Source organism: Aeromonas sp. S16(2024) (genome assembly GCF_041403065.1).
Lineage (GTDB): Bacteria > Pseudomonadota > Gammaproteobacteria > Enterobacterales > Aeromonadaceae > Aeromonas.
In genome coordinates, this window is sequence record NZ_JBGLQX010000011.1 from 93,085 (window position 1) to 112,625 (window position 19,541).

The window sequence follows — 19,541 nt, forward strand, 5'->3', positions numbered from 1 at the left end:
TCCCCTCGGGAAAAACTTAATAGGCATTCAATTTACCAATTAAGTTTTCATTGATGCAGATCAAAAACAAAAAAGCCGCCCAGACAGGGCGGCAAGCGGGTGGATAACATCAAAGACAATTCAGGATGGCAGCAACAGGGGGGAGCGGAACGACCGGGCCGGCGCCACTCGTGGCATCCGGCCCTGACTTCATCAGGCCAGATAAGCCCGCAGCATCCAGACCAGTTTCTCCTGCTGCTGCACATAGTCAGAGAGGATGGAGGCGGTACCCTCGTCACCGGCTTCGGCAGCCTGCGCCAGGATGCGGCGCTGTGCTACCAGCAATTCGCGGAAACTCTCCAGCAGGGATTCGACGCAGGCGCGGCCGTCGTGCAGCCCCTTCTGCTCGGGGATGGCGGAGACCTTGATGTAGTCGCTGAAGCTGTGCAGGGGCACCCCATCCAGGGTGAGGATGCGCTCGGCCAGGGCATCGACCTTCAACAGCAGATCGTTGTAAATCTCTTCGAATTTGAGGTGCAGCTCGAAGAACTGGTTGCCGCGGATGTTCCAGTGGAAACCACGAACGTTCATGTAGAGGATCTGGTAGCTGGCCAGCAACTTGTTCAGCTCGGCGGCCAGGGCTTGTGATTGAACGGTATCAAGACCAATGGGGCTCTTCATCATTCACCTCCAGGTGGTAAACATTATCGGGAACGGAGTCAGCATATCCCCGCACAGACTCAAAGGACAATTGCTTGTACCTTGCTCATTGATAGCGACTGGCTATCGTCAGCGGGAAAAACACCCGCTCTCATCGCTCAAGCCGCTCTATATAGAGGATCACCTCCCCCAGGTGAATGCCGAACTTGCTGATCTCGGCGCGATTGATCAGGCGATCTTCATCCAGCAGATACATCCAGTCATCGAAGCTTACCCGCACCACCTCTCCGTCCGGCAAGGCCAGATCGAGTTGATAGCGCCAGTTCAGGGCAAAGCCTGCCGTCTTGCCCACCGCCTCCCCCACCACGTCCGAGGCGGTGCCGCGCCAGTGACCATCCGCCCCCTTGCTCAAAAACCAGGTGCGGGTCTGCTGGCGACCATCATCGAAATAGAACTGCTCGAACAGCTCCCCCTTGCCCTCTCGCCAGCGCCCCTGCATCTCGACCCGAAAGCGACTGGTCACTTCGCCGCTACGGTCCGTCACCAGGCCATGGGCCACCAGCTTGCCATTGAAGAAACGGGCGAGATCCCAGTTCGGGCCCTGCCCTCTGTAGTCATCGAGGCTGGCGCCACAACCAGCCAGAAACAGCAGTGGCCACAGCAGCAGAAGGCGCCATGTGCGGTAGAGAGGCATGAGGGACTCCAGTATCAGGGTTGGCCGCGCAGGCGGCGGGTAAGGGCGGGATCGCGACTGTTGTCGGCGAGCCAGATGGCCAGAAAGGCGGCAGAAAACTGCGGATCGGCAAGGGAACCCAGGGGCTTGTCCTGCCACCAGAAGTGACCGGCACCCGCACTGTCCACATAGAAGGTGAGTCTGTCCCCCACCCCTACATCGGGCCAGAGGGCAGCGAGCCGACCGAGCCAGCGCTCGCGATCCGTCTTGCTGCCAAGGCCAAGCCGTTGCCATTCGGCTGCGGTGGCGCTCAGCAGATCTTCCCTGTCTATGGCTCTGGCATAGGTGAGGGTCAGGGCCTGCGGATAGCGACCGGGCTCGTAGCGTCCGCTCGCGCTGTAGAGGGTGGCGTCATAGAGCTTGAACCAGAGCCAGCTCATCTCCCCCTGCCCGACCGGGCGCAGTTGTTGCCAGGGGGCAGCGGAGCCCTGCACGGCAGTGGCCACAAGCAGTGTCAGCGCCGCCAGCAAGGAGCTAGTTCCACCCCATGTGCCAATGGGCGGGATCTTCCAGTTCATGCCAGTCCATCTCCTGTTCCTGCAGGGTATTGATATCCTGCATCACCACGCTCGCCAGTTGACCTCGCGCATCCCGCTGGCACGCCACCACCAGGTAGAAGCGGTCGGCCAGCTCGTACTGGCTCTCCTTGGTCCATTTGGAAAACAACAAGGCGTCGGTCGAAAAGGTGTTCATCTCGGCTCACCCTCCAGCGTCACCGTTACCCACAGCAGTACGGGTAACCACCCCATCCAGATCACCGCCAGCAGCGCCGTGCTGATCCAGATGCCCCAGGGTAAGTGTACGGCCCCCATGGCAGCCCCCGCCACATAGGAGCTCGCGCCCCCCACCATGCCAAACAGCGCCTGCTGCCAGCGCGGCAAGGGCCGAAGCCAGCGCAGACCGTGGGAGAGGGTCAGGGCAAAACCGCACCAGAGCAGCAACAGCCAGAGCGGAAAACCGGACGGAAACTGGAACAGGCCGAGCCCCCAGAGCAGGATGTCGAGCAGACAGCCTGCCAGGGCGACGGGAATGAGCCGCCAGTCTTGCCGACGGCGGGGGGAGAAGAGGAAATGAAGCAACAGCATCAGCAGCAGCGGGCCCGGTTGCTGCCATTTCACCGCCAGCAACCAGTAGAGGTTGAACCCCAGCAGGTGGGCCCACTGCCACATGGTCAGTGACCGCTCACTGGCAGATCACCGGACCAGCCGAGCGGGCCCGGCTTGGCCGCCTCCAGCTGCACCAGGCTGATGGCCCGCTCCCAGAAGCCCCCCTCGCAGTAGGCGAAATAGAAGTGCCACAGCCGGATAAAGTCCTGGCTGTAGCCGAGCCTCGGCAGCTCGGGGGCCAGCGCCAGGAAGCGTTCGCACCAGTGGGCCAGGGTGCGGGCGTAGTGGTGGCCGTGATCGTGCAGCCGCACCAGCTGCATGTCGGTCTCCCGGGCGAGCAGCCCCGCCATCTGGGAGACGCTCGGCAGACAGCCGCCGGGGAAGATGTAGCGCTGGATGAAGTCGACACCGCGCACATACTGGGCGTGGCGCTGATCGGCTATGGTGATGGCCTGAATGAGCAGGCGACCGCCGGGTCTGAGCAGGCGCGACAGCTGGCGGAAGTAGTCCGGCAGGAAGGCGTGCCCCACCGCCTCTATCATCTCGATGGAGACCAGCTTGTCGAAGCTCCCCTCCAGCTTGCGGTAATCCTCCAGCAGCAGGGTGATGCGATCCTCCAGCCCCTCCCGGGCAATCCACTCTTTTGCGTAGTCATGCTGGGCCTGGGAGATAGTCGTAGTGGTCACCCGGCAGCCGTAATGGCGGGCGGCATAGACGGCCAGGCCGCCCCAGCCGGTGCCTATCTCCAGCAGGTGATCGTCCGGCCCCAGCTCGAGCCGCTCGCAGATGGTGCGCAGCTTGGCCTGCTGCCCCTGCTCCAGGGTGGCCTCGGCGCTCGGGTAGATGGCGCTCGAATACTGCATGTGGCTGTCGAGGAAGCCCTGATAGAGGGTATTGCCGAGATCATAGTGAGCGGCGATGTTGGAGCGCGAGCCGGTCAAAGTATTTCGATTGAGCCAGTGTCGCACCTTGTTGAAGGGGAAGCTGAGCCAGCCGAGCCGCCGCTCCAGGGTGTCGAGCAGGGTCAGGTTGCGGGCCAGCAGCCGTACCAGAGCCACCGGATCCGGGCTGGTCCAGAGTCCCTCCACCCAGGTTTCTCCGGCGGCTATGCTGCCTCCCAGCAACAGGCGGCGATAGAAGGCGGGATCCTGCACTATCACCTCGGCATGGAGATCTGTGCCCGCCACCCCGAAGCTGTGGCGCTCGCTGCCGTCCCGCAGCAGCAGCTGACCCTGTTCGAGGCGGCCCAGCAGACTGAGCAGCAGTTGCCTGGCCCCCTTGTCGATGAAGGAGGCAGAGAGGGTTGATTGAGCAAGTTCCATTAGCGGCTCTCCGGGTGACTAAAGACAAAAGAGGTTCGTTTGATACGAACCCGCATCATGGGCTGCGGACAACGACTGGAAGCTGAACAACGCGAGAAAATCGGCTTCATTAGCGGCTCTCCGGATGGGTGAATATAGGTGTTCGTTTGATAAAAAGACGCAGGGCCTGCCAGTAGATACCGAGCAGCACCTTGAGGGTCATCCAGGGCCAGCGGGCGAGCAGAGCCGCCAGCCCCCGGCGCGACAGCGGCTCGCGGCGCAGGGCCAGGGTGGCGTCGAACAGCTTGGCCTCGCCGGACCTGGGATGACTCTCGATATGGATCAGCGTCTCCTCTTCGGGCGGGCGAATGCGCCAGTGGTAACGCATGGCCAACCCCATGAAGGGGGAGACGTGAAAATCCTTGTCATGGGGCGCCAGGGCCGCCAGATCCAGCAGGTAGTAGTGACGCTCGTTCCAGGGGGTGTTCGACACCTCCGCCAGCAGATAGCGCGCCTCCCCCTCCCGGTAGCAGAAGTAGAAGTTGACCGGGCTGAAGTAGAAGCCCAGGCAGCGCACGTTGCCAAGCAGCAGCACCCGGCCGTCCGGCTCGGCACTGCCGCCAAGGGCGGTCACCTTGTCCCACACCGCCTGCTTGAGGGACCCTTCGCTGCCACTCAGATAGTCGCGGCGGCGAAAGGAGAGCAGCCCCGCCCGCTCCACGCCAAACCAGCGCCCCTGATCGAGTCGGGGCAGCTCGTCCAGATCCAGCCCCAGCATGAAGAGGCCGTAAGAGAAGGCGTGGTTGCGCGGCGCAAAGCGGCGGTGGCGCACCGAGCCCTGCCAAATGGCGCTGATGGTGTCCATGGTGTCGCCGGCGCCCTTCACAGGCTGGCTCCGAAGCGACTGGCCACGTCCAGGGCGCTGCGCACCCCGTCCTCGTGAAAGCCGTTGTACCAGTAGGCGCCACAGAAGTGGGTGTGCTGCCGGCCGCAGATCTCGGCTCGCCGCTGCTGGGCGGCGATGGAGGCCTGATTGAACACCGGATGATGATAGACGAAGCGGCGCAGCACCTTGCTCTCGTCCACCCGGCCCTGGGGATTGAGGCTGACGCAGAAGGGCTGCGGCGAGCTTATCCCCTGCAGGATGTTCATGTTGTAGCTCACCAGGGGGCGCGCCTCGTCGTCGTCCCCGAGCTGATAGTTCCAGCTGGCCCAAGCCTTTGGCCGGAGCGGCAGGCAGCTCACATCGGTGTGAAGCCAGACGTCGTTGGCCTGATAGGCCATGGCGCCGAGAATGGCCTGCTCCCCTTCGCTTGCATCCGCCAGCAGGGCCAGCGCCTGATCGCTGTGACAGGCGAGGATCACCTCGTCAAACTGCTCCTCCCCGTAGCCGCTCTGGACCAGCACCCCCTCGGCCGTGCGCCTTATCCCCTGCACCGGGCAGGCCAGCCGGATCCGCGGCAGCCAGCCTGCGGTGAGCGGGCCTATGTATTCCCGCGAGCCGCCCGGAATGACATACCACTGGGGACGATTGGCCACATCCAGCAGGCCGTGGTTGGCAAAGAAGCGCAGGAAGAAACCCAGCGGAAAGGCGCGCATGTCCGCCAGGGTGGAGGACCAGATGGCCGCCCCCATGGGCAGTATGTAGTGACGGGCGAAGTAGTCGCTGAACTCCCCAAGTTGCAGAAAATCCCCCAGGGTAGGTTCGCTGCCACCGCCGTGGCGCCCAAGCTCCGCCAGCCAGGCGCGGGCCTCCCGGTTGAAGCGAAGTATCTCGGCGACGAAGCGGTAGAAGCGCGGGTTCAACAGGTTGCTGCGCTGGGCAAACAGGGTGTCCAGGTTGTGACCGTTGTACTCCAGCCCCTGGGGGCTCTTGACCGAGAAGCTCATCTCGGTGGGCTGACGCGCCACCCCGATCCGCTCCAGCAATTTCAGGAAATTCGGGTAGGTGCGATCGTTGAAGACGATGAAGCCGGTATCGATGGCGTAGCTGCGACCGGCCAGGCTGACATCCACGGTGGCGGTATGTCCGCCGAGCAGGGGGGCCGCCTCGAACAAGGTGATGTCGTGCAGCTTGTGGAGCAGAAAACCGGCGCTGAGCCCCGAGATCCCGGAACCTATGATGGCGATCTTTTTCTTCATGAAGGAGATCCTTTCGATATGAGAGTGCGACCGAGGCGCAGCCAGAGCCCCGTCGGCAGTGCGCCCAGCAGGCGCAGCAGCCAGATGAAGCGACGGGGGAAGTGGATCTGATGGCGACCGGCAGCCAGCCCGCCCATGATGGCGCGGGATGCCTCCTCCACCGTCACCAGACAGGGCATGGGAAAATCATTCTTCGCGGTGAGCGGCGTCTGCACGAAGCCCGGGCGGATCAGGGTCACCCCTATGCCCCGGGCCGCGAGATCGAGGCGCAGGGTGGCGGCCAGATAGTCGAGGGCGGCCTTGGAGGCGCCATAGGCCTCGGCCCTTGGCAGAGGCAGCCAGCTGACAGAGGAGCTGACGATGGCGAGCCGTGACCCGGCCGCCAGCCGCGGCAGGAAGGCGGCCAGGGCGTGGCCGGTGGCGATCAGGTTGGTCTCGATCACCCGGGCAAACAGCGCGCTATCAAATCCCTCTGCCAAATCCATGTATTCGCAGTTGCCTGCGTTGAGGATCAGCAGATCCAGCGTGGGCAGACCGGCGGCGACCTCTGTCATGGCGGCGCTGTCCCGTGCATCGAACTGCAGGGGAGTGATCCCCTCATCGGCCAATGCCTGCAACCGCTCGCCGTCGCGGCCACAGCCCCACACCTGCCAGCCAGCACGCCGATAATCGAGCGCCAGCTGGCGACCTATGCCGGAGGTGGCCCCGGTGATCAACACTCGTCCGCTCATGCTCCCAGCCTCCCCTTGATGGCGCGCACCACGGGGCCCAGCAGCGGCAACTGCTCGTAGAGCATGGCGCCGAGATCGAAGTAGTCCCGGTGCAGGCAGACCTTGCCCCAGGCATCGAACTGCAGCCGGGTGGCCCCCTCGACCCGCACGGGTCGGCCGCCGGCGATCCTGGGATGGGCAAAGATCATGACCCAGCTGAGCCAGGCTTCATTGCCCTGCTGCTGCTGGCTGGTGATCTCGAAGCGGCACTCCTTGAGCCGCCCGTAGAGGGAGGAGAAATAGCGGGTGAGCGCGGCCAGCCCTTCGATGCGGTGGGCCGGATCGATGAACACCACCTGATCGGCATAGATCTCCGGCAGGCGGTGCAGCTGATGCTTGTCCAGCTGCAGGTAGAGGACGATGAAATGGGCCAGCGCGTCGTTCATGTTATGTCTTCTCCAGGTCACGGAACATCTCGATGGCCCTCACCCGTGCAACGGCATGATCCACCATGGGCGCCGGGTAGTCCTGCCGCCCCTTGAGCCGCAACCAGTCGTGGGGCTGGTGCACATAGGTGGCAGGCAGATCGGCAAGCTCAGATACCCAGGTACGGATAAAGTCTCCTTGTGGATCAAATCGTTGCCCCTGAGTTGTCGGGTTGAACACCCTAAAATAGGGGGCCGCATCGGCACCTGTGCCCGCCGCCCACTGCCAGCCACCGTTGTTGGCCGCCAGATCCCCGTCGATGAGCCGGCTCATGAAGTAATCCTCCCCGAGCCGCCAGTGGATATGCAGATCCTTGGTCAGGAAGCTCGCCACTATCATCCGCAGCCGGTTGTGCATCCAGCCGGTGGCATTGAGGCAGCGCATCGCCGCGTCGACTATGGGATAACCGGTGCGCCCCTCGCACCAGGCGGCAAAGGCATCCGGGTCCCAGCTCCAGGGCAGGGCCGCCGTCTCCGGTTTGAAGGGCCGATTCATCGAGAGGGTCGGGATCAGTACCAGCAGGTGGCGATAGAACTCGCGCCAGATGAGTTCATTGAGCCAGACGAAACCGGGCTGCGCCTTGGACTGGGGCCGGCCGCCGAGCCGCTGCTGTAAGGCCGCCACGCACTGACGGGGGCTGACGATGCCCGCCGCCAGATAGGGGGAGAGCACGGAGGTACCCGCCAGCGCCGGAAAATCCCGGGTCTCGCCGTAGTCCAGCACCCCCTGCTCCAGGAAGGCGTGCAGCCGCCGCAGGGCCTCGGCCTCCCCCACCGGCCAGCGGGGATCCGGGGTCGTCTCCCCGAGCGCCGCATCGACAAAGGCCCGCTCGGCGAGCGGCTGCCAAGGCAGAGGCTCGCCCCGCGGCGCCGGGGCTCTGTGGATGACGAAGCCATCCTCATCCAGCGCCTTGAGCCAGGCGCGGCTGAAGGGGGTGAAGACCTTGAACATCTCCCTCCCGCCGGTCAGCACCCGCCCGGGGGGCAGCACGCAGCAGCCGTTGAGCCAGTGGCAACCCACCTCCTGCTCTGCCAGCGCGGCGGTGACCGCATGGTCCCGGCGCTGTTCGTCAAGTTCGATGGCCTGATTGGCGTAGAGCTGGCTCACCCCGAGCTCGCGGCAGAGGTCCGTCAGCGCCGCAGGCACCTCGGCAAAGGTCTCGACCCGCAGCAGATGGAGTTGGATGCCGAGGGCCGCCAGCTCCCGGCCCAGCGCATCCACCTGGGCCAGGATGAAGCGCTGGCGGATGGGGGCCATCTTGTGCTGCCGCCACTGGGTGGGGGAGATGATGAAGAGTGCGGCGACCGGCTCATCGCTGGCGCAGCCATGACGCAGCGCCGGGTTGTCGGAAAGGCGCAAGTCATTGCGAAACCAGACCAGCCTCATGATCTCTTGCTCCCGCGCCCGCCCAAGCCACGGGCGGCAGGCCTGTCCGCCATCACCTCGGCCAGGGTCGCCCGCCAGCCATGAGCGGCCAGCCAGTCAGTGTCATAGAGTCGCCCCAGCTCGCCAAAGAGCCGGGTACCGGCAGGCCAGTCGGCGGCCAGCGCCGGCTTGCCAAGACCGGCCCCCAGCAGCACCCGCCAGGGGGTGAGGGCTCGCCCCTCCAGCAGGGCGACGTGGCGCGGCTCAACCGCCCCCAGCAACTGCACCTCATAGCCCTGACCTATCAGCTCGTAGGCCGCCCAGACCAGATCGAGTGGGCCGACCTGGCCCCAACTCGCCAGGGTGACCGGCACGCCCTTCTCCTGCTCGATGAGGTGGCGGGCGAAGCGGGTGTGGAGCCAGCCCAGCCACACCTGTTGCAGCAGCTCGCCATCCGGCCGCTCGCGCCACAGTCCCAGCAGCCGCTCCACCAGCGGCTGCAGCACCCGGCTGCGCACCAGCTCGAAGGGGTAGCTCGCCAGCAGGTCGTTAAGCTCGGCCTCCGCCTTGCGCTGGTTGAAGGCGAGCAGCGCCTGGCTGAACTGCTCCAGGGTCTGCTGCCAGTGATCGCTCACCGGCTGGGACTGGGGCTCGCTCAACAGCCCCTTCACCTGGCCTATGCTCACCCCCCGCTCCAGCCAGCTCAGGATCTCGCCTATCTGGCGGATATCCTGCTCGCTGTAGAGGCGGTGCCCCTTGTCGGTGCGAGCCGGTTGCACCAGCCCGTAGCGGCGCTGCCAGGCGCGCAGGGTAACGGCATTGACGCCGGTGAGGCGGGAGACCTCGCGAATGGGGTAGATCCCCTCGTCCGGCTTGGCGGCATCATCTTGTGGTACATCAGACATGGTGACTTCCATTCAACAGGGTATGGGCGCCCCGAGCCCAGAGGCTGCGTCGGGGCACAAGCGAATTCAGAGCCCGTCACGCAGCTTGCGCGTATCGGGGTGTGGCTCTGGATAGAGCTGATCTGGCCATTCTCAAAGCCCGTAACGCAATTTCAGCGTATCGGGGTGCGGGTTGAGATAGACCTGATCCGCGAGATAGGGGTTCGGGTATTCCCGCAGGTAGTGGCGGATCAGGGTGAGGGGCACCAGCAGCGGGAAGATGCCGGTGCGGTACTTGTCTATGGTGTCGGCAAGCTCCTGCTTCTGGGCCGGGGTCAGCACCCGCTTGAAATAGCCCTGCAGGTGCATCAGCACATTGGTGTGGCTGCGGCGGTTGGCACGCAGGGTCAGCGCCGCCATCAAGCCCTTGATGTAGCTCTGGGCCACCTCCTGCAGGTTGGCCTTGCCGAGGTTGCCGAGCAGCTGGCCGAGGGTGCGATAGTGGGTGGTGGCGTGGGAGAGCACCAGATACTTGTAGCGGGAATGAAAGCGAATGAGGGCGGCGGCGGTGATCCCGCTGGCGCAGAGCTGCTGCCAGTCGTGATAGGCGAAGACCCGCAGCACGAAGTTCTCCCGCAGTATGGGATCGCACAGGCGGCCGTCTTCCTCCACCGGCAGCAGGGGGTTGGCCTCCATCAAGGCCTTGGCAAAGATCCCAATCCCCTCCTTGGCGCTCCCCTCGTTGTTGGCGCCATAGATGCGCACCCGCTCCATGCCGCAGCTGGGAGACTTGGCGCAGAGGATATAGCCGGAGATGAAGTCGAGCTGGCGAGCCTTCTGCTCGCTGAAGGCGATGAGCCGCTCGGTGACATCGAAGCTGCCATTGCTCGCCTCGGCGCGGATCTCGCCGTGACGCTTGACCAGCCGAATGGCGGCGCGGGGGGCGCCGAGGCCGATGGCCATCTCGGGGCAGACGGGGTGATACTCGAAGTGAGCGCCAAGATCCCGTTCACAGAAGCTGGAGCGCTTGTGGCCCCCGTCGAACCGCACTTCCTGCCCCAGCAGACAGGCACTGATACCGACCTTGATCTTGTACATGATGACGCCCCTTGTATAAGCATTGACTCAGTTATAGCAGTTATACAAAGAAATGAAAGTTGTATAACTATTACGGACCGATACGACACAAGGGGGAAAACAGGATCACCGGAAAATGAAAAAGCCCATGACCGGGGTCATGGGCAAAATGGACGTCACGACAGACAGGGAAATCAGAAGCTGTATTTCACACCCAGACTGGAGATGGATCCTTTCTGCAGATCCCAGTTGCGATAGGTGTAATCGGCGGTGAGGGCCAGGTTCTGGCTCAGCTTGTAGGCGGCACCCGCCTTGAAGTCGTGCATGTCGTCGGTCATGTTGGCGTAGCGATAGCCGGTGGAGAGCTCGACGGCGCCGATGTCGTAGCGCAGGCCCACTTCACCGTAGAGGCTGCCGCTCTGCTTGCGGGTGATGTTGTCCCAGCCGCTGTCGTTCACGTTGGAGGCGAGCTCGCGCTCCATGCTGTAGCCCATCAGACCCGCTTCACCGTACAGGTTCAGGCCGGTGCTGAGGGGAGTGAACACCCCCATCCCCAGATTGGAGATGGCCATGCTGTCATTGCCGCTGTTGCGGGAAGTGTATTCGCTGCCGAGACGGCCATAGAAGTTGGAGCCGAAGCTCTTGGAGAGATCCAGGCTCAGACCACCGAAATCGCGGTTGTTGCTGTCCTTGCCACCGACGTAGTCGGACTTGGTGTGTGCCCAGGTGGCAGATCCCTTGGCGTAGCTGAACGCATCTTGCGCCAGGACGGAAGTGGAAGAGAGGCCGGCCAGAACCAGAACAGACAGTGCGAGTTTTTGCATTTTGTTGACTCCGATTGTTGCGTTAGGCGGAACCTAACTGGAATGGAGTCATTGTGACGGGCAAAGGGGAAAGCGCCGAGCGGCAAGCTGTTGCCAAACCATGTCAGATGTAAGCAGATATTGCTGGCGGTTACCGGCGCAACACTCCATGGGGGACGGGCCTGCCCATCCCCCATGCAACCCCTAGCGGAATTCCACCTCGTCGATCTGCACCCGCACCAGCGGCTTGCCGGTCAGATTGGCCGGACGGGCCAGCTCGATGGCCCGCGAGGGACGCTGCTCGCCCTTGCGCAGATAGGATTCCGGCAGACGATTCTCCCCGACCCAGAAGCGCACCGGCTGGGTCGCCAGCTGCACCCCCTCGGCGCTGAACAGGGTCAGGCTGCCGTTGACCCGCACCACGTTGCGGCTGCCGGTGTTGCTCACCATGAATTGCAGGCGCAGCGGATCCTCGCCCTCCACCTGGTTCAGGGTCACCGTGATGCCGTCCCGGGTCGCCTGGGCGAGCAGGTCGGGATTGGCCAGGGCCTGCTCGGTCAGCACGGGCGCCGCCACGCTCGTCGTCACCGTCTTGCCGGCCACCGTCTCGGCGGGCTTCACCAGCAGGTATTCCCAGGTGAAATCATCGTTGAGCTGCACCTGACGGCCATCGGCCAGGGTGACCTGGGTCAGGGGCGCGGCCTGGGCCAGCAGGGGGGAGAGGCAGAGGGCAAGCAGCAGTCTGGACAAGGGTTTCATGGGCAGATGACTCGATAGGGATGCAGAGAGAGCAGTATAAAGAGTCGGGCTGCCCTTGCCTATGACCCGACTCACGTTACGGGCCAGGCCGGGATCAGATGACCAGCAGCTGGGGATCTTCCCCCGATACCATGTCCAGGGTCACCAGATCGAACTGGGCGCTCTGCAGCGCCTTCTGGATGCTCGGCTGCATGTCGAACACCAGGGCCCGCATGCGCTGGGGCACCCGCACCCTTGCCAGGGTAGTGACCCTGTCCGCCAGGGTATGGAAGAAGACCTGGGCTCCGTCCAGTCCCATGTCGAACAGCATCTGCTCGGCCATATCGACCATGCGCAGGTGACGCCGGTCCAGGGATTCGATATCGGAGAAGCGCTGGCTCAGGCAAGCCTCTCCCCCCGCCCCCCACAGGGCCAGCTGGCGCTTGTGGAAGCCATAGCGAAAGTCCCGGTTGGTCATGCCCTGCTCGGCAAAGATCCAGAGGGTATTGGCCGGCACGCTGTCAAAACGCCGCAGATACTCCCGCATCTCCTCCGCCGAGGCCGACATCAGGATAGGGGGGCCGTCATCGTGTTCGAGCTGCTGACAGAGGTAGCGCACCGGATCCGTCACCTCGGCGAGGTGGCCGAGGTGCACGCTGAAGATCATCTCGTCGGTCTTGATCACCTGATGGGCGATGCCGTAGTGCTTGCAATAGCGCTTGGCCCGGGCCACCGCCTTGCGGCTGAGGGTCGGGTTGTCCAGGGTGATGGCCCGAAAGCGGACCCCGCTGGCCCGGCACAGATCCATGCTGTAGCAGGACTCCAGTCGGCCGGAGAAGGAGACAAGCAGTTCGCCGTAACCGGCCAGGGTATTGATGAGCCTCTGTTCCCTGGCCTGAAAAAGCTGATCGTATCCCCGATTCAGCGCGACTACATTGGCATCCATAACAACGGCTCCGGATGATGAATAGGATGTTATTTTGCGATGACAAAGCTGAATAGACACTTAAAGAATGGGGACAAAGTTGTTCTTTATTCGCTCAAGATGCAAATCAGATCCCTTTTATCCGGGCCCGGCGAAGGGCCCCATCCCCCTCAGGCGGGCAAGTATCCTTGCTCGACCAGCTGCCGACGGCATGCGGGGGCGTCGGTGAACACCATGCCCTGCAGGCCGAGCGCCCGGGCCGCCGCCACATTGGCCGGGCTGTCGTCGATGAAGAAGCACTCCCCAGCCTTAAGGTCGAACGACACCAGCAGATAGCGGTAGATGTCGGGCTCGGGCTTGAGCATCCGCACCCGGGCCGACACCACCTTGCCGCTGAAAAAGCGCCAGAACTCCTGCTGCTCCAGCCAGTCGATGCTGGCATGGCCCATGTTGGAGAGGGCGTAGAGCCGGTGACCGGCACTGTGCAGCGCCTCGATAAGCGCCACCATGGCGGGATCCGGCAATAAAGAAGCGGGCACCGCCTGCAAGATGGCGAGGTTCTCTGCCGCCGGCAAGCCGGTGCGCTCCTCTGCCTGGCGGGCCATGGTGTGCAGGGAGAGGGTGCCCCTGTCCACCTCCAGCCAGTCCGGGTGGTTGAACAGCAGCTCCGCCAGGGCCTCGGCGCCATCCGGTCCCCGCACCGAGCGCACTATGCCAACCGGGTCCCAGCTCACCACCACCCGTCCCAGATCGAAGATAATCGCCATCCTCTCGCCTCCTCTCTCATTGACCAGAAAAACGGGACCGGTGTGGCACTCATTTGGCCATGGATCCCGACCACCTACCCTGCCCCGTTCAACGCACCGGGGCAAGTTTTACTTGCATCGGCGTGCCAAATCCCTTAATGGTTATGGCGTTACCTTCAGGACAACATCATGCACACACCATTCTTCTTTGCTTTCTCGTTTATCCGGCCCTCATGAGGGAAGGCCCTGTCGTCGCATCAACAGAAAGCAAAGACGAATCGAGCCTCCCCCAGCGGAGGCTTTTTTTTGCAGCAACCACCACAGAAGATTTGGATAGGGAACCACCATGGCAACGCTCGACGAGATCAGACAAGACATCACCCAGTTGGATCAGGAGCTGCTCGCCCTGCTGGCCAAACGCAAGACCCTCAGCATCGAGGTTGCCCGCGCCAAGCAGGCCAATCCCCGTCCCATCCGCGACACCCAGCGGGAGCAGGACCTGCTGGTTGCCCTGATCCAGAAGGGGCGTGCCCTCGGACTGGATGCCCAGTACATCACCCGCATCTACCACACCATCATCGAAGATTCCGTGCTCTCCCAGCAGGCCTACCTGCAGAGCCTGCTCAACCCCCAGCAGCAGGAGCCCATGACCAGCGTCGCCTACCTGGGCCCGCGCGGCTCTTACTCCAGCCTGGCCGCCCGCAAGTACCTGGCGCGCTACAAGGATCAGGTCATCGAGGTGAACTGCCAGAACTTCCGCGAGGTGCTGGACACGGTGGAGTCGGGTCGCGCCGCCTTCGGGGTGCTGCCCATCGAGAACACCAGCTCGGGCTCCATCAACGAGGTGTACGACGTGATGCAGCACACCACCCTCTCCATCGTGGGTGAGCTGACCTACCCCATAGAGCACTGCATCCTCACCGCCGTGCCCACCGAGCTGTCCCGCATCAAGACCTTCTACGCCCACCCCCAGGTGTTCCAGCAGTGCTCCCACTACCTCAGCAAGCTGGAAGGGGCGCGCCACGAGATCTGCGACTCCTCCTCCAGCGCCATGATGAAGGTGAAAGAGCTGGGGAGCCCGGAGGCGGCGGCCATCGGCAGCGCCGCCGGCGGCGAGCTGTATGGCCTCGACGTGCTGGCCGAGCAGCTCGCGAACCAGAAGGAGAACTACAGCCGCTTCATCGTAGTGGCGCGCAAGCCCATCGACGTGGCGCCCCAGATCCCGGCCAAGACCACCCTCATCATGTCCACCTCCCAGAAGCCAGGCTCCCTGGTGGAGGCGCTGCTGGTGCTGCGCAGCCACGAGATCAACATGACCAAGCTGGAATCCCGTCCGGTGCAGGGCAACCCCTGGGAGGAGATGTTCTATCTGGATGTCTCCGCCAACCTGCAGACCCCCCAGATGCAGGCCGCCCTGCTGGAGCTGACCAAGATCACCCGCTACGTCAAGGTGCTGGGCTGCTACCCGAGCGAAGACGTCAAGCCGACCGCAGTGCCGCCGGTGCTGATGGGCAGCTAAGCCCCGAACGGCAAGAGGCGAGCATCAGGCTCGCCTCTCTCTTTGCTGTCTCCCCACCCCCGCTGGCGGCGCCGCAGCCTCCAGTCCCCCGATTTTGCGTTCGGAAAAACTGAACGACACATCCCCACCATTCACTCCAGGTATACGACCTGGGCCGCCAACCGGGCCCCAGACTCACGCCGGCGGGGCGCCAATCCCGGTTCTGCCCCCTGCCAACCCGATCCCCGTACAACAAAAAGGCGAGCCTGCGCTCGCCTTTGTCTGTGCTGTGACGACCGCCGGGCTCATGCCGGCGTCCGCTCGGACCCGCCCTGGAACTGACCCGCCATCGGCTAGTTCAGGTGACGGAGGATAACGTCCCGCTTCTCGCCCTGGAACTGACCCGACATCGGCTGGTTCAGGTGACGGAGAGTGTCGTCCCGCTTCTCGCCCTAGAACTGGCCCGCCATCGGCTGGTTCAGGTGACGGAGAGTGTCGTCCCGCTTCTCGCCCTAGAACTGGCCCGCCATCAGCTGATTGAGGTGATAGAGGTTGCGGGTGTCGAGCTCCAGCTCGGTGGCATAGGTGTTGCCGCGGGGATAGGTCGCCACCACACGGGCACCGCGCACCATGCCGGCCACAGACACATCCAGGGAGTTGGAGGTCTGGGTCAGGTCCTTGTAGCTGCTCTGGCCACGCACCTGCTGGCCGTTGAGCTGCTCCGCCAGCTCCCGGTAGGCATCCATCTTGGACGCCCGGATCGCCTGCAGCATCTTCTCCGACTGGGAGGGGCCGGGCTGGATGTCGATCACCGCGTAGCCCACCGCCTTGAGCACCGGGAAGTCATCCGGCTTCTCGGCCACGTCGTAGTTTACGACCCGGTTGCCACTGCACGCCGTCAGCAACATGGCCATCAGGCAACCCAACAAGATTTTCATCGCTTTCTACTCCTCAGAAATCAAGGGGTCAGGTTGACCAGATGGCCGGACGCGCTCTGGCCGCCCCGCATCAGGTAACCCCGGTTGACCGATGCCCGGCCAAACGAGTTGCTGGCGCCGGACAGATATTGTTGCGGGATCAGGCTCTGGGCCGTGGTCTCCACCATCTTGGTACGCAGATCGATGATCCTGGCATTGACCAGGATCCCCTGCGAATTGCGGCTGAAGGTGCCGGTCAGGATCCGGGAGATGGGCAGGCGGGCGGAGAGATCCTTGTAGTTGCGGCTCATCACGAAGTCGCCACTGGGGGTCACTTGAATGCTGCCCGTGGTCTTGAAGTCCACCACTACCTCACCGCGCCGGTTCAGCTCGTAGATGAAGCTCTCCTCGATCTGCAACCCCATCCAGTTGGTGTCTTTCAGGGTGTCGAGATCGACGAAGGAGGCGACGGCGATGGGCTCCGTCAGGGTGGTGAGGGACTTGCGCTCCATCAGCTGATCCGTCATGCGGGCCACCAGCCAGTTGAGCTCCATCCCCTTGGCCGCCTGCCTGGGATCCCCTTGATCCCGGTTGATGGGGTCGGCCGAGCCGCAGCCGGCCAGCGCCAGCGCAACCGCCAGCGCCGTGATAATTCTGTTCATGGATACCTGTTCCTGTATCTACACCTGACTTGTTATCGGTCGCAGCGGCCAACACTTGAGACGGGAATGCGCGAAGGATCGCCCGATGATCCGCCAGAGGGCCTTGGGCGGCGCCAATAAAGGGGCTGGGACCGGGAAATGCGGCGAGCCGCGCACTCTTTCACCGGAACAAGGCATGGATCTTGCTTTTATTTGCGCACCCGGTGCAAACCAGGCCAGTGTCCATGAAGCCGCTCATCCGTCCCCTGGGGCGCAAGAGGGGTTCATCTATTCAAGGTGTACGTTATGAAAGTTGTGCTGCTGTCAACCCTGTTGCTGGCCAGTCTGTCGGCCCGCGCCGAGCTCATAGAGGCCCAGGGCAGTGCCGCCATTCTGGGAGGCGACGAGGTCTATGCCCGCGAGCAGGCGACCCGGGATGCGCTGCGTCAGGCCCTGCTGGCCAGCGGCGCGTCCGTCTCCAGCATCCAGCGCCTGGAGAACGGCAGCCTGCGCTCGGAGCAGATCCAGATCCGCTCCGGCGGCGACATTCGCCAGTACCGCCTCAAGCGGGAAGAGGTGCGCAACGGCCGCATGTACATCACGCTGGTGGCCGACATCCAGGCCGAACGCCAGATCTGCCAGACCCAGCACTACGCCAAGGATTTGACGCTGGTACGGTTGCGCATGCGCTACCCGGATCAGGCGAGCACGGGCGCCCTCGACGACATGCCGGCGGATCTCTCCCGCCGCCTGTTCGAGACCCTGGCGGCGGCGCCTCAGGGGGTGGTCGCTCGCCAGTGGCTGGACGAGAACCTGCGCATAGACCCGCTCCACCTGCAGCAGGGAGATCGCAGCGCCCTCGAGGAGATCAAGGCCCTGAGCCTGCGCACCGACAGCCAGTATCTGGTGCTCGGCAGCATCGACGATCTCTCCCTCGAGCCCCAGGGCAACCAGCTGACCAGCTGGTATAAGGATCCGATCCGCAACTTCCGCATGCAGCTCTACCTGTTCGACGGCATCAACGGCAGCCTGCTCGGGCGCAAGGAGTATCAGGGCCGCGCCAACTGGACCTTCTCCAAGCGGGAGCAGGTGGGCAGCAACAGCGGCCAGTTCTGGCAGTCCAGCTACGGCCAGGAGGTGAGCTACCAACTGAAGGAGGCGGCCCAGGACATCATCGCCGAGCTCGCCTGCGCCCCCGTCACCGCCCGCATCGTCGCCCAGCACGAACGGGGCCCCCACATCAGCCTGGGTCGTCGCAACGGGGTCAAGCTCGGGGATCAGTTCCGGGTCCAGCACAGCGCCGACTTCATCGATCCCTACGGCAAGTCCAGGGTGATGCGCAACCCCGCCGACGGCCTGTTCGAGGTGGTGCAGGTGTTCGAGGATGGCGCCATCATCAGCAGTCAGAACAAATATTCGCCGTTTAATGTCCAAATCGGCGATCTGGCCGTATTGGAATAGGAATCAAGGGTTTAAAAGCACAATGCTTCTTGTATAATGCCCGCCACAAGGTTCCCGTAGCTCAGCAGGATAGAGCGGTCCCCTCCTAAGGGACAGGCCACTGGTTCGAATCCAGTCGGGAGCGCCATATAAAACAAGGGGTTAGCATCTTCATGGTGCTAACCCCTTGGTCGTTTTTGGCCTCGTACCCCTCTCCGTACCCCTCCAGTGCAGTTCATTGCACAACACCATCATGCTGTAAAGCCCCTTAAAATAATGAGAATTCAATAGCAAATAAATCCTATTCAATAAACTTTCAAACCTACATCCCCCCCATGAGTTAGCAGGCTGAATGTCTGCATTTCACAATTCTTGGAGGAGATATGGCTCACCTGATTGACACCATGGCCTACACCGGCCAAACCCCTTGGCATGGCCTTGGCAATGTCTTGCCCCCACAACAATCCCTCGATATCTGGCTGCAAGCAGCCGGGATGAATTGGACCATCGAGCAGAGCGACGTGATGTTTAACGTCGCCTCCGATGCACTGCATATCCGACCCTACAGCGACAGCAAGGTACTTTACCGCTCCGATACCCTCGCCCCCCTGTCGGTGGTCTCAAGTCGCTACAACGTGGTACAGCCTCACGAGGTGCTGCACTTCTATCAAGACCTGGTGCAAGCCGGTGGCTTTGAGCTGGAGACCGCTGGCTCGCTCAAAGGCGGCCGCAAGCTGTGGGCACTGGCCAAAACAGGCCAGGATCTAAAACTCAAAGGCAATGACTTGGTAAAGTCCTATTTGCTGCTGGCGACCAGCTGCGACGGCACGCTCTGCACCACGGCGCAGTTCACCTCGCTGCGGGTAGTCTGCAACAACACCCTACAGATGGCACTGCGCGGTGCTACCGGTGCCATCAAGGTGCCCCACTCTACTCAGTTCGATGCAGCTGCCGTCAAAGAGTCGCTCGGGCTGGGGCTCTCTCATTGGGATGAATTTAAGGCGCAGACCAAGGCGCTGGCACAGCGGCCCGTGGCCCCCGAAGAGGCACTGCGTTTTTTCAGCGACCTGTTGGCGCAACCGCTGGATGAGGAGAACATCATCCTCACCAAGCCGGTACAACGGCTGCATGAGCTCTATCAGGGCGCAGGCATGGGCTCAGAACTTGTCAGCTCCCGCAATACCGCCTGGGGGCTGGTCAATGCGGTAACGGAATACGTGGATCACCATCGCCGTGCTCGCAGCCAGGATCACCGGCTTGATTCCGCCTGGTTTGGTCAGGGCGCCCAACTCAAATCCCAAGCCCTGAATCAGGCACTCACTCTGCTGCAGTAATTCCTCTTTCCCAATTCAGCCGCATAACGACCTCACCCGGACTGGCGCAAGCCAAT

22 protein-coding genes, 1 tRNA gene and 1 other annotated feature are annotated in these 19,541 nt (G+C 63.1%); of the genes, 4 read left to right on the forward strand and 19 right to left on the reverse strand.

What is annotated here, in order from left to right:
- Nucleotides 1-192 precede the first annotated feature (192 nt).
- From ACB030_RS10430 to ACB030_RS10510, 17 genes are all read right to left on the reverse strand, one after another.
- Nucleotides 193-660: a Dps family protein gene (locus tag ACB030_RS10430; protein ID WP_371159569.1), complete on the reverse strand. Its 468-nt coding sequence runs from the start codon at nt 658-660 to the stop codon at nt 193-195.
- 130 nt (nt 661-790) lie between these two features.
- Nucleotides 791-1,333 carry a DUF3833 domain-containing protein gene (locus ACB030_RS10435; RefSeq protein ID WP_371159571.1) on the reverse strand — a complete coding sequence of 181 codons (543 nt, stop codon included), beginning with the start codon at nt 1,331-1,333 and terminating at the stop codon, nt 791-793.
- Between the two features lie 14 nt (nt 1,334-1,347).
- Nucleotides 1,348-1,890 (reverse strand): chalcone isomerase family protein, encoded by a 543-nt coding sequence (locus ACB030_RS10440; RefSeq protein WP_371159573.1) that lies wholly within the window; start codon nt 1,888-1,890, stop codon nt 1,348-1,350.
- Complete coding sequence (locus tag ACB030_RS10445) at nt 1,847-2,065, reverse strand: TIGR02450 family Trp-rich protein (protein WP_025327995.1); 219 nt, start codon at nt 2,063-2,065, stop codon at nt 1,847-1,849. The genes ACB030_RS10440 and ACB030_RS10445 overlap by 44 nt, the downstream gene beginning before the upstream one ends.
- Complete coding sequence (locus ACB030_RS10450; RefSeq protein WP_371159575.1) at nt 2,062-2,541, reverse strand: DUF2878 domain-containing protein; 480 nt, start codon at nt 2,539-2,541, stop codon at nt 2,062-2,064. Before ACB030_RS10450 ends, ACB030_RS10445 begins: the two co-directional genes overlap by 4 nt.
- Before the next feature lie 2 nt (nt 2,542-2,543).
- A complete protein-coding gene (locus ACB030_RS10455; RefSeq protein ID WP_371159577.1) occupies nt 2,544-3,800 on the reverse strand; it encodes a class I SAM-dependent methyltransferase in 1,257 nt (418 codons plus the stop codon).
- 109 nt (nt 3,801-3,909) lie between these two features.
- A complete protein-coding gene (locus ACB030_RS10460) occupies nt 3,910-4,644 on the reverse strand; it encodes a DUF1365 domain-containing protein (RefSeq protein ID WP_371159579.1) in 735 nt (244 codons plus the stop codon).
- Between the two features lie 17 nt (nt 4,645-4,661).
- Entirely contained in the window at nt 4,662-5,921 is a 1,260-nt protein-coding gene (locus ACB030_RS10465) for an NAD(P)/FAD-dependent oxidoreductase (protein ID WP_371159581.1), read from the reverse strand.
- The gene (locus ACB030_RS10470) at nt 5,918-6,652 is read right to left on the reverse strand and encodes an SDR family NAD(P)-dependent oxidoreductase (protein ID WP_371159583.1); all 735 of its coding nucleotides are present in this window, start codon (nt 6,650-6,652) and stop codon (nt 5,918-5,920) included. The genes ACB030_RS10465 and ACB030_RS10470 overlap by 4 nt, the downstream gene beginning before the upstream one ends.
- Complete coding sequence (locus tag ACB030_RS10475) at nt 6,649-7,077, reverse strand: nuclear transport factor 2 family protein (protein ID WP_371159585.1); 429 nt, start codon at nt 7,075-7,077, stop codon at nt 6,649-6,651. Before ACB030_RS10475 ends, ACB030_RS10470 begins: the two co-directional genes overlap by 4 nt.
- A gap of 1 nt (nt 7,078) precedes the next feature.
- Nucleotides 7,079-8,503, reverse strand: coding sequence for a deoxyribodipyrimidine photo-lyase (phrB, locus tag ACB030_RS10480; RefSeq protein ID WP_371159587.1), 1,425 nt, complete (start codon nt 8,501-8,503; stop codon nt 7,079-7,081).
- Entirely contained in the window at nt 8,500-9,387 is an 888-nt protein-coding gene (locus ACB030_RS10485) for a MerR family transcriptional regulator (protein ID WP_371159589.1), read from the reverse strand. Before ACB030_RS10485 ends, phrB begins: the two co-directional genes overlap by 4 nt.
- A 132-nt stretch (nt 9,388-9,519) precedes the next feature.
- A complete protein-coding gene (locus ACB030_RS10490) occupies nt 9,520-10,464 on the reverse strand; it encodes a YbgA family protein (protein WP_371159591.1) in 945 nt (314 codons plus the stop codon).
- A 173-nt stretch (nt 10,465-10,637) separates the two neighbouring features.
- Nucleotides 10,638-11,267 (reverse strand): outer membrane beta-barrel protein, encoded by a 630-nt coding sequence (locus ACB030_RS10495; RefSeq protein WP_371159593.1) that lies wholly within the window; start codon nt 11,265-11,267, stop codon nt 10,638-10,640.
- 183 nt (nt 11,268-11,450) lie between these two features.
- Complete coding sequence (locus ACB030_RS10500; protein ID WP_205641183.1) at nt 11,451-12,005, reverse strand: DUF3157 family protein; 555 nt, start codon at nt 12,003-12,005, stop codon at nt 11,451-11,453.
- 94 nt (nt 12,006-12,099) lie between these two features.
- Complete coding sequence (locus tag ACB030_RS10505; protein ID WP_106886016.1) at nt 12,100-12,930, reverse strand: hypothetical protein; 831 nt, start codon at nt 12,928-12,930, stop codon at nt 12,100-12,102.
- A 149-nt stretch (nt 12,931-13,079) separates the two neighbouring features.
- Nucleotides 13,080-13,676: an HAD family hydrolase gene (locus ACB030_RS10510; protein ID WP_371159596.1), complete on the reverse strand. Its 597-nt coding sequence runs from the start codon at nt 13,674-13,676 to the stop codon at nt 13,080-13,082.
- Between the two features lie 164 nt (nt 13,677-13,840).
- Nucleotides 13,841-13,963, forward strand: a sequence feature (Phe leader region).
- Nucleotides 13,964-14,001: 38 nt separating this feature from the next.
- Between ACB030_RS10510 and pheA the strand changes: the two genes are divergently transcribed.
- On the forward strand, nt 14,002-15,174 hold the full coding sequence (gene pheA / locus ACB030_RS10515) for a prephenate dehydratase (RefSeq protein WP_319917122.1): 1,173 nt from the start codon (nt 14,002-14,004) through the stop codon (nt 15,172-15,174).
- A 491-nt stretch (nt 15,175-15,665) separates the two neighbouring features.
- Here pheA and ACB030_RS10520 read toward each other — a convergent pair whose 3' ends face one another.
- Together ACB030_RS10520 and ACB030_RS10525 are read right to left on the reverse strand one after the other, a co-directional pair.
- On the reverse strand, nt 15,666-16,091 hold the full coding sequence (locus ACB030_RS10520) for an LPP20 family lipoprotein (protein WP_139434191.1): 426 nt from the start codon (nt 16,089-16,091) through the stop codon (nt 15,666-15,668).
- Between the two features lie 20 nt (nt 16,092-16,111).
- On the reverse strand, nt 16,112-16,732 hold the full coding sequence (locus tag ACB030_RS10525) for a FlgO family outer membrane protein (protein ID WP_371159599.1): 621 nt from the start codon (nt 16,730-16,732) through the stop codon (nt 16,112-16,114).
- 285 nt (nt 16,733-17,017) lie between these two features.
- Here ACB030_RS10525 and ACB030_RS10530 point away from each other — a divergent pair, with 285 nt between their 5' ends.
- The 3 genes from ACB030_RS10530 to ACB030_RS10540 all read left to right on the forward strand — a co-directional run bounded on the left by ACB030_RS10530 (nt 17,018) and on the right by ACB030_RS10540 (nt 19,485).
- Complete coding sequence (locus ACB030_RS10530; protein ID WP_025328012.1) at nt 17,018-18,172, forward strand: flagellar assembly protein FlgT; 1,155 nt, start codon at nt 17,018-17,020, stop codon at nt 18,170-18,172.
- A 50-nt stretch (nt 18,173-18,222) separates the two neighbouring features.
- Nucleotides 18,223-18,299: transfer RNA gene (locus ACB030_RS10535), tRNA-Arg, on the forward strand.
- Between the two features lie 235 nt (nt 18,300-18,534).
- Nucleotides 18,535-19,485 carry a DUF932 domain-containing protein gene (locus ACB030_RS10540; RefSeq protein ID WP_335847461.1) on the forward strand — a complete coding sequence of 317 codons (951 nt, stop codon included), beginning with the start codon at nt 18,535-18,537 and terminating at the stop codon, nt 19,483-19,485.
- Nucleotides 19,486-19,541 lie beyond the last annotated feature (56 nt).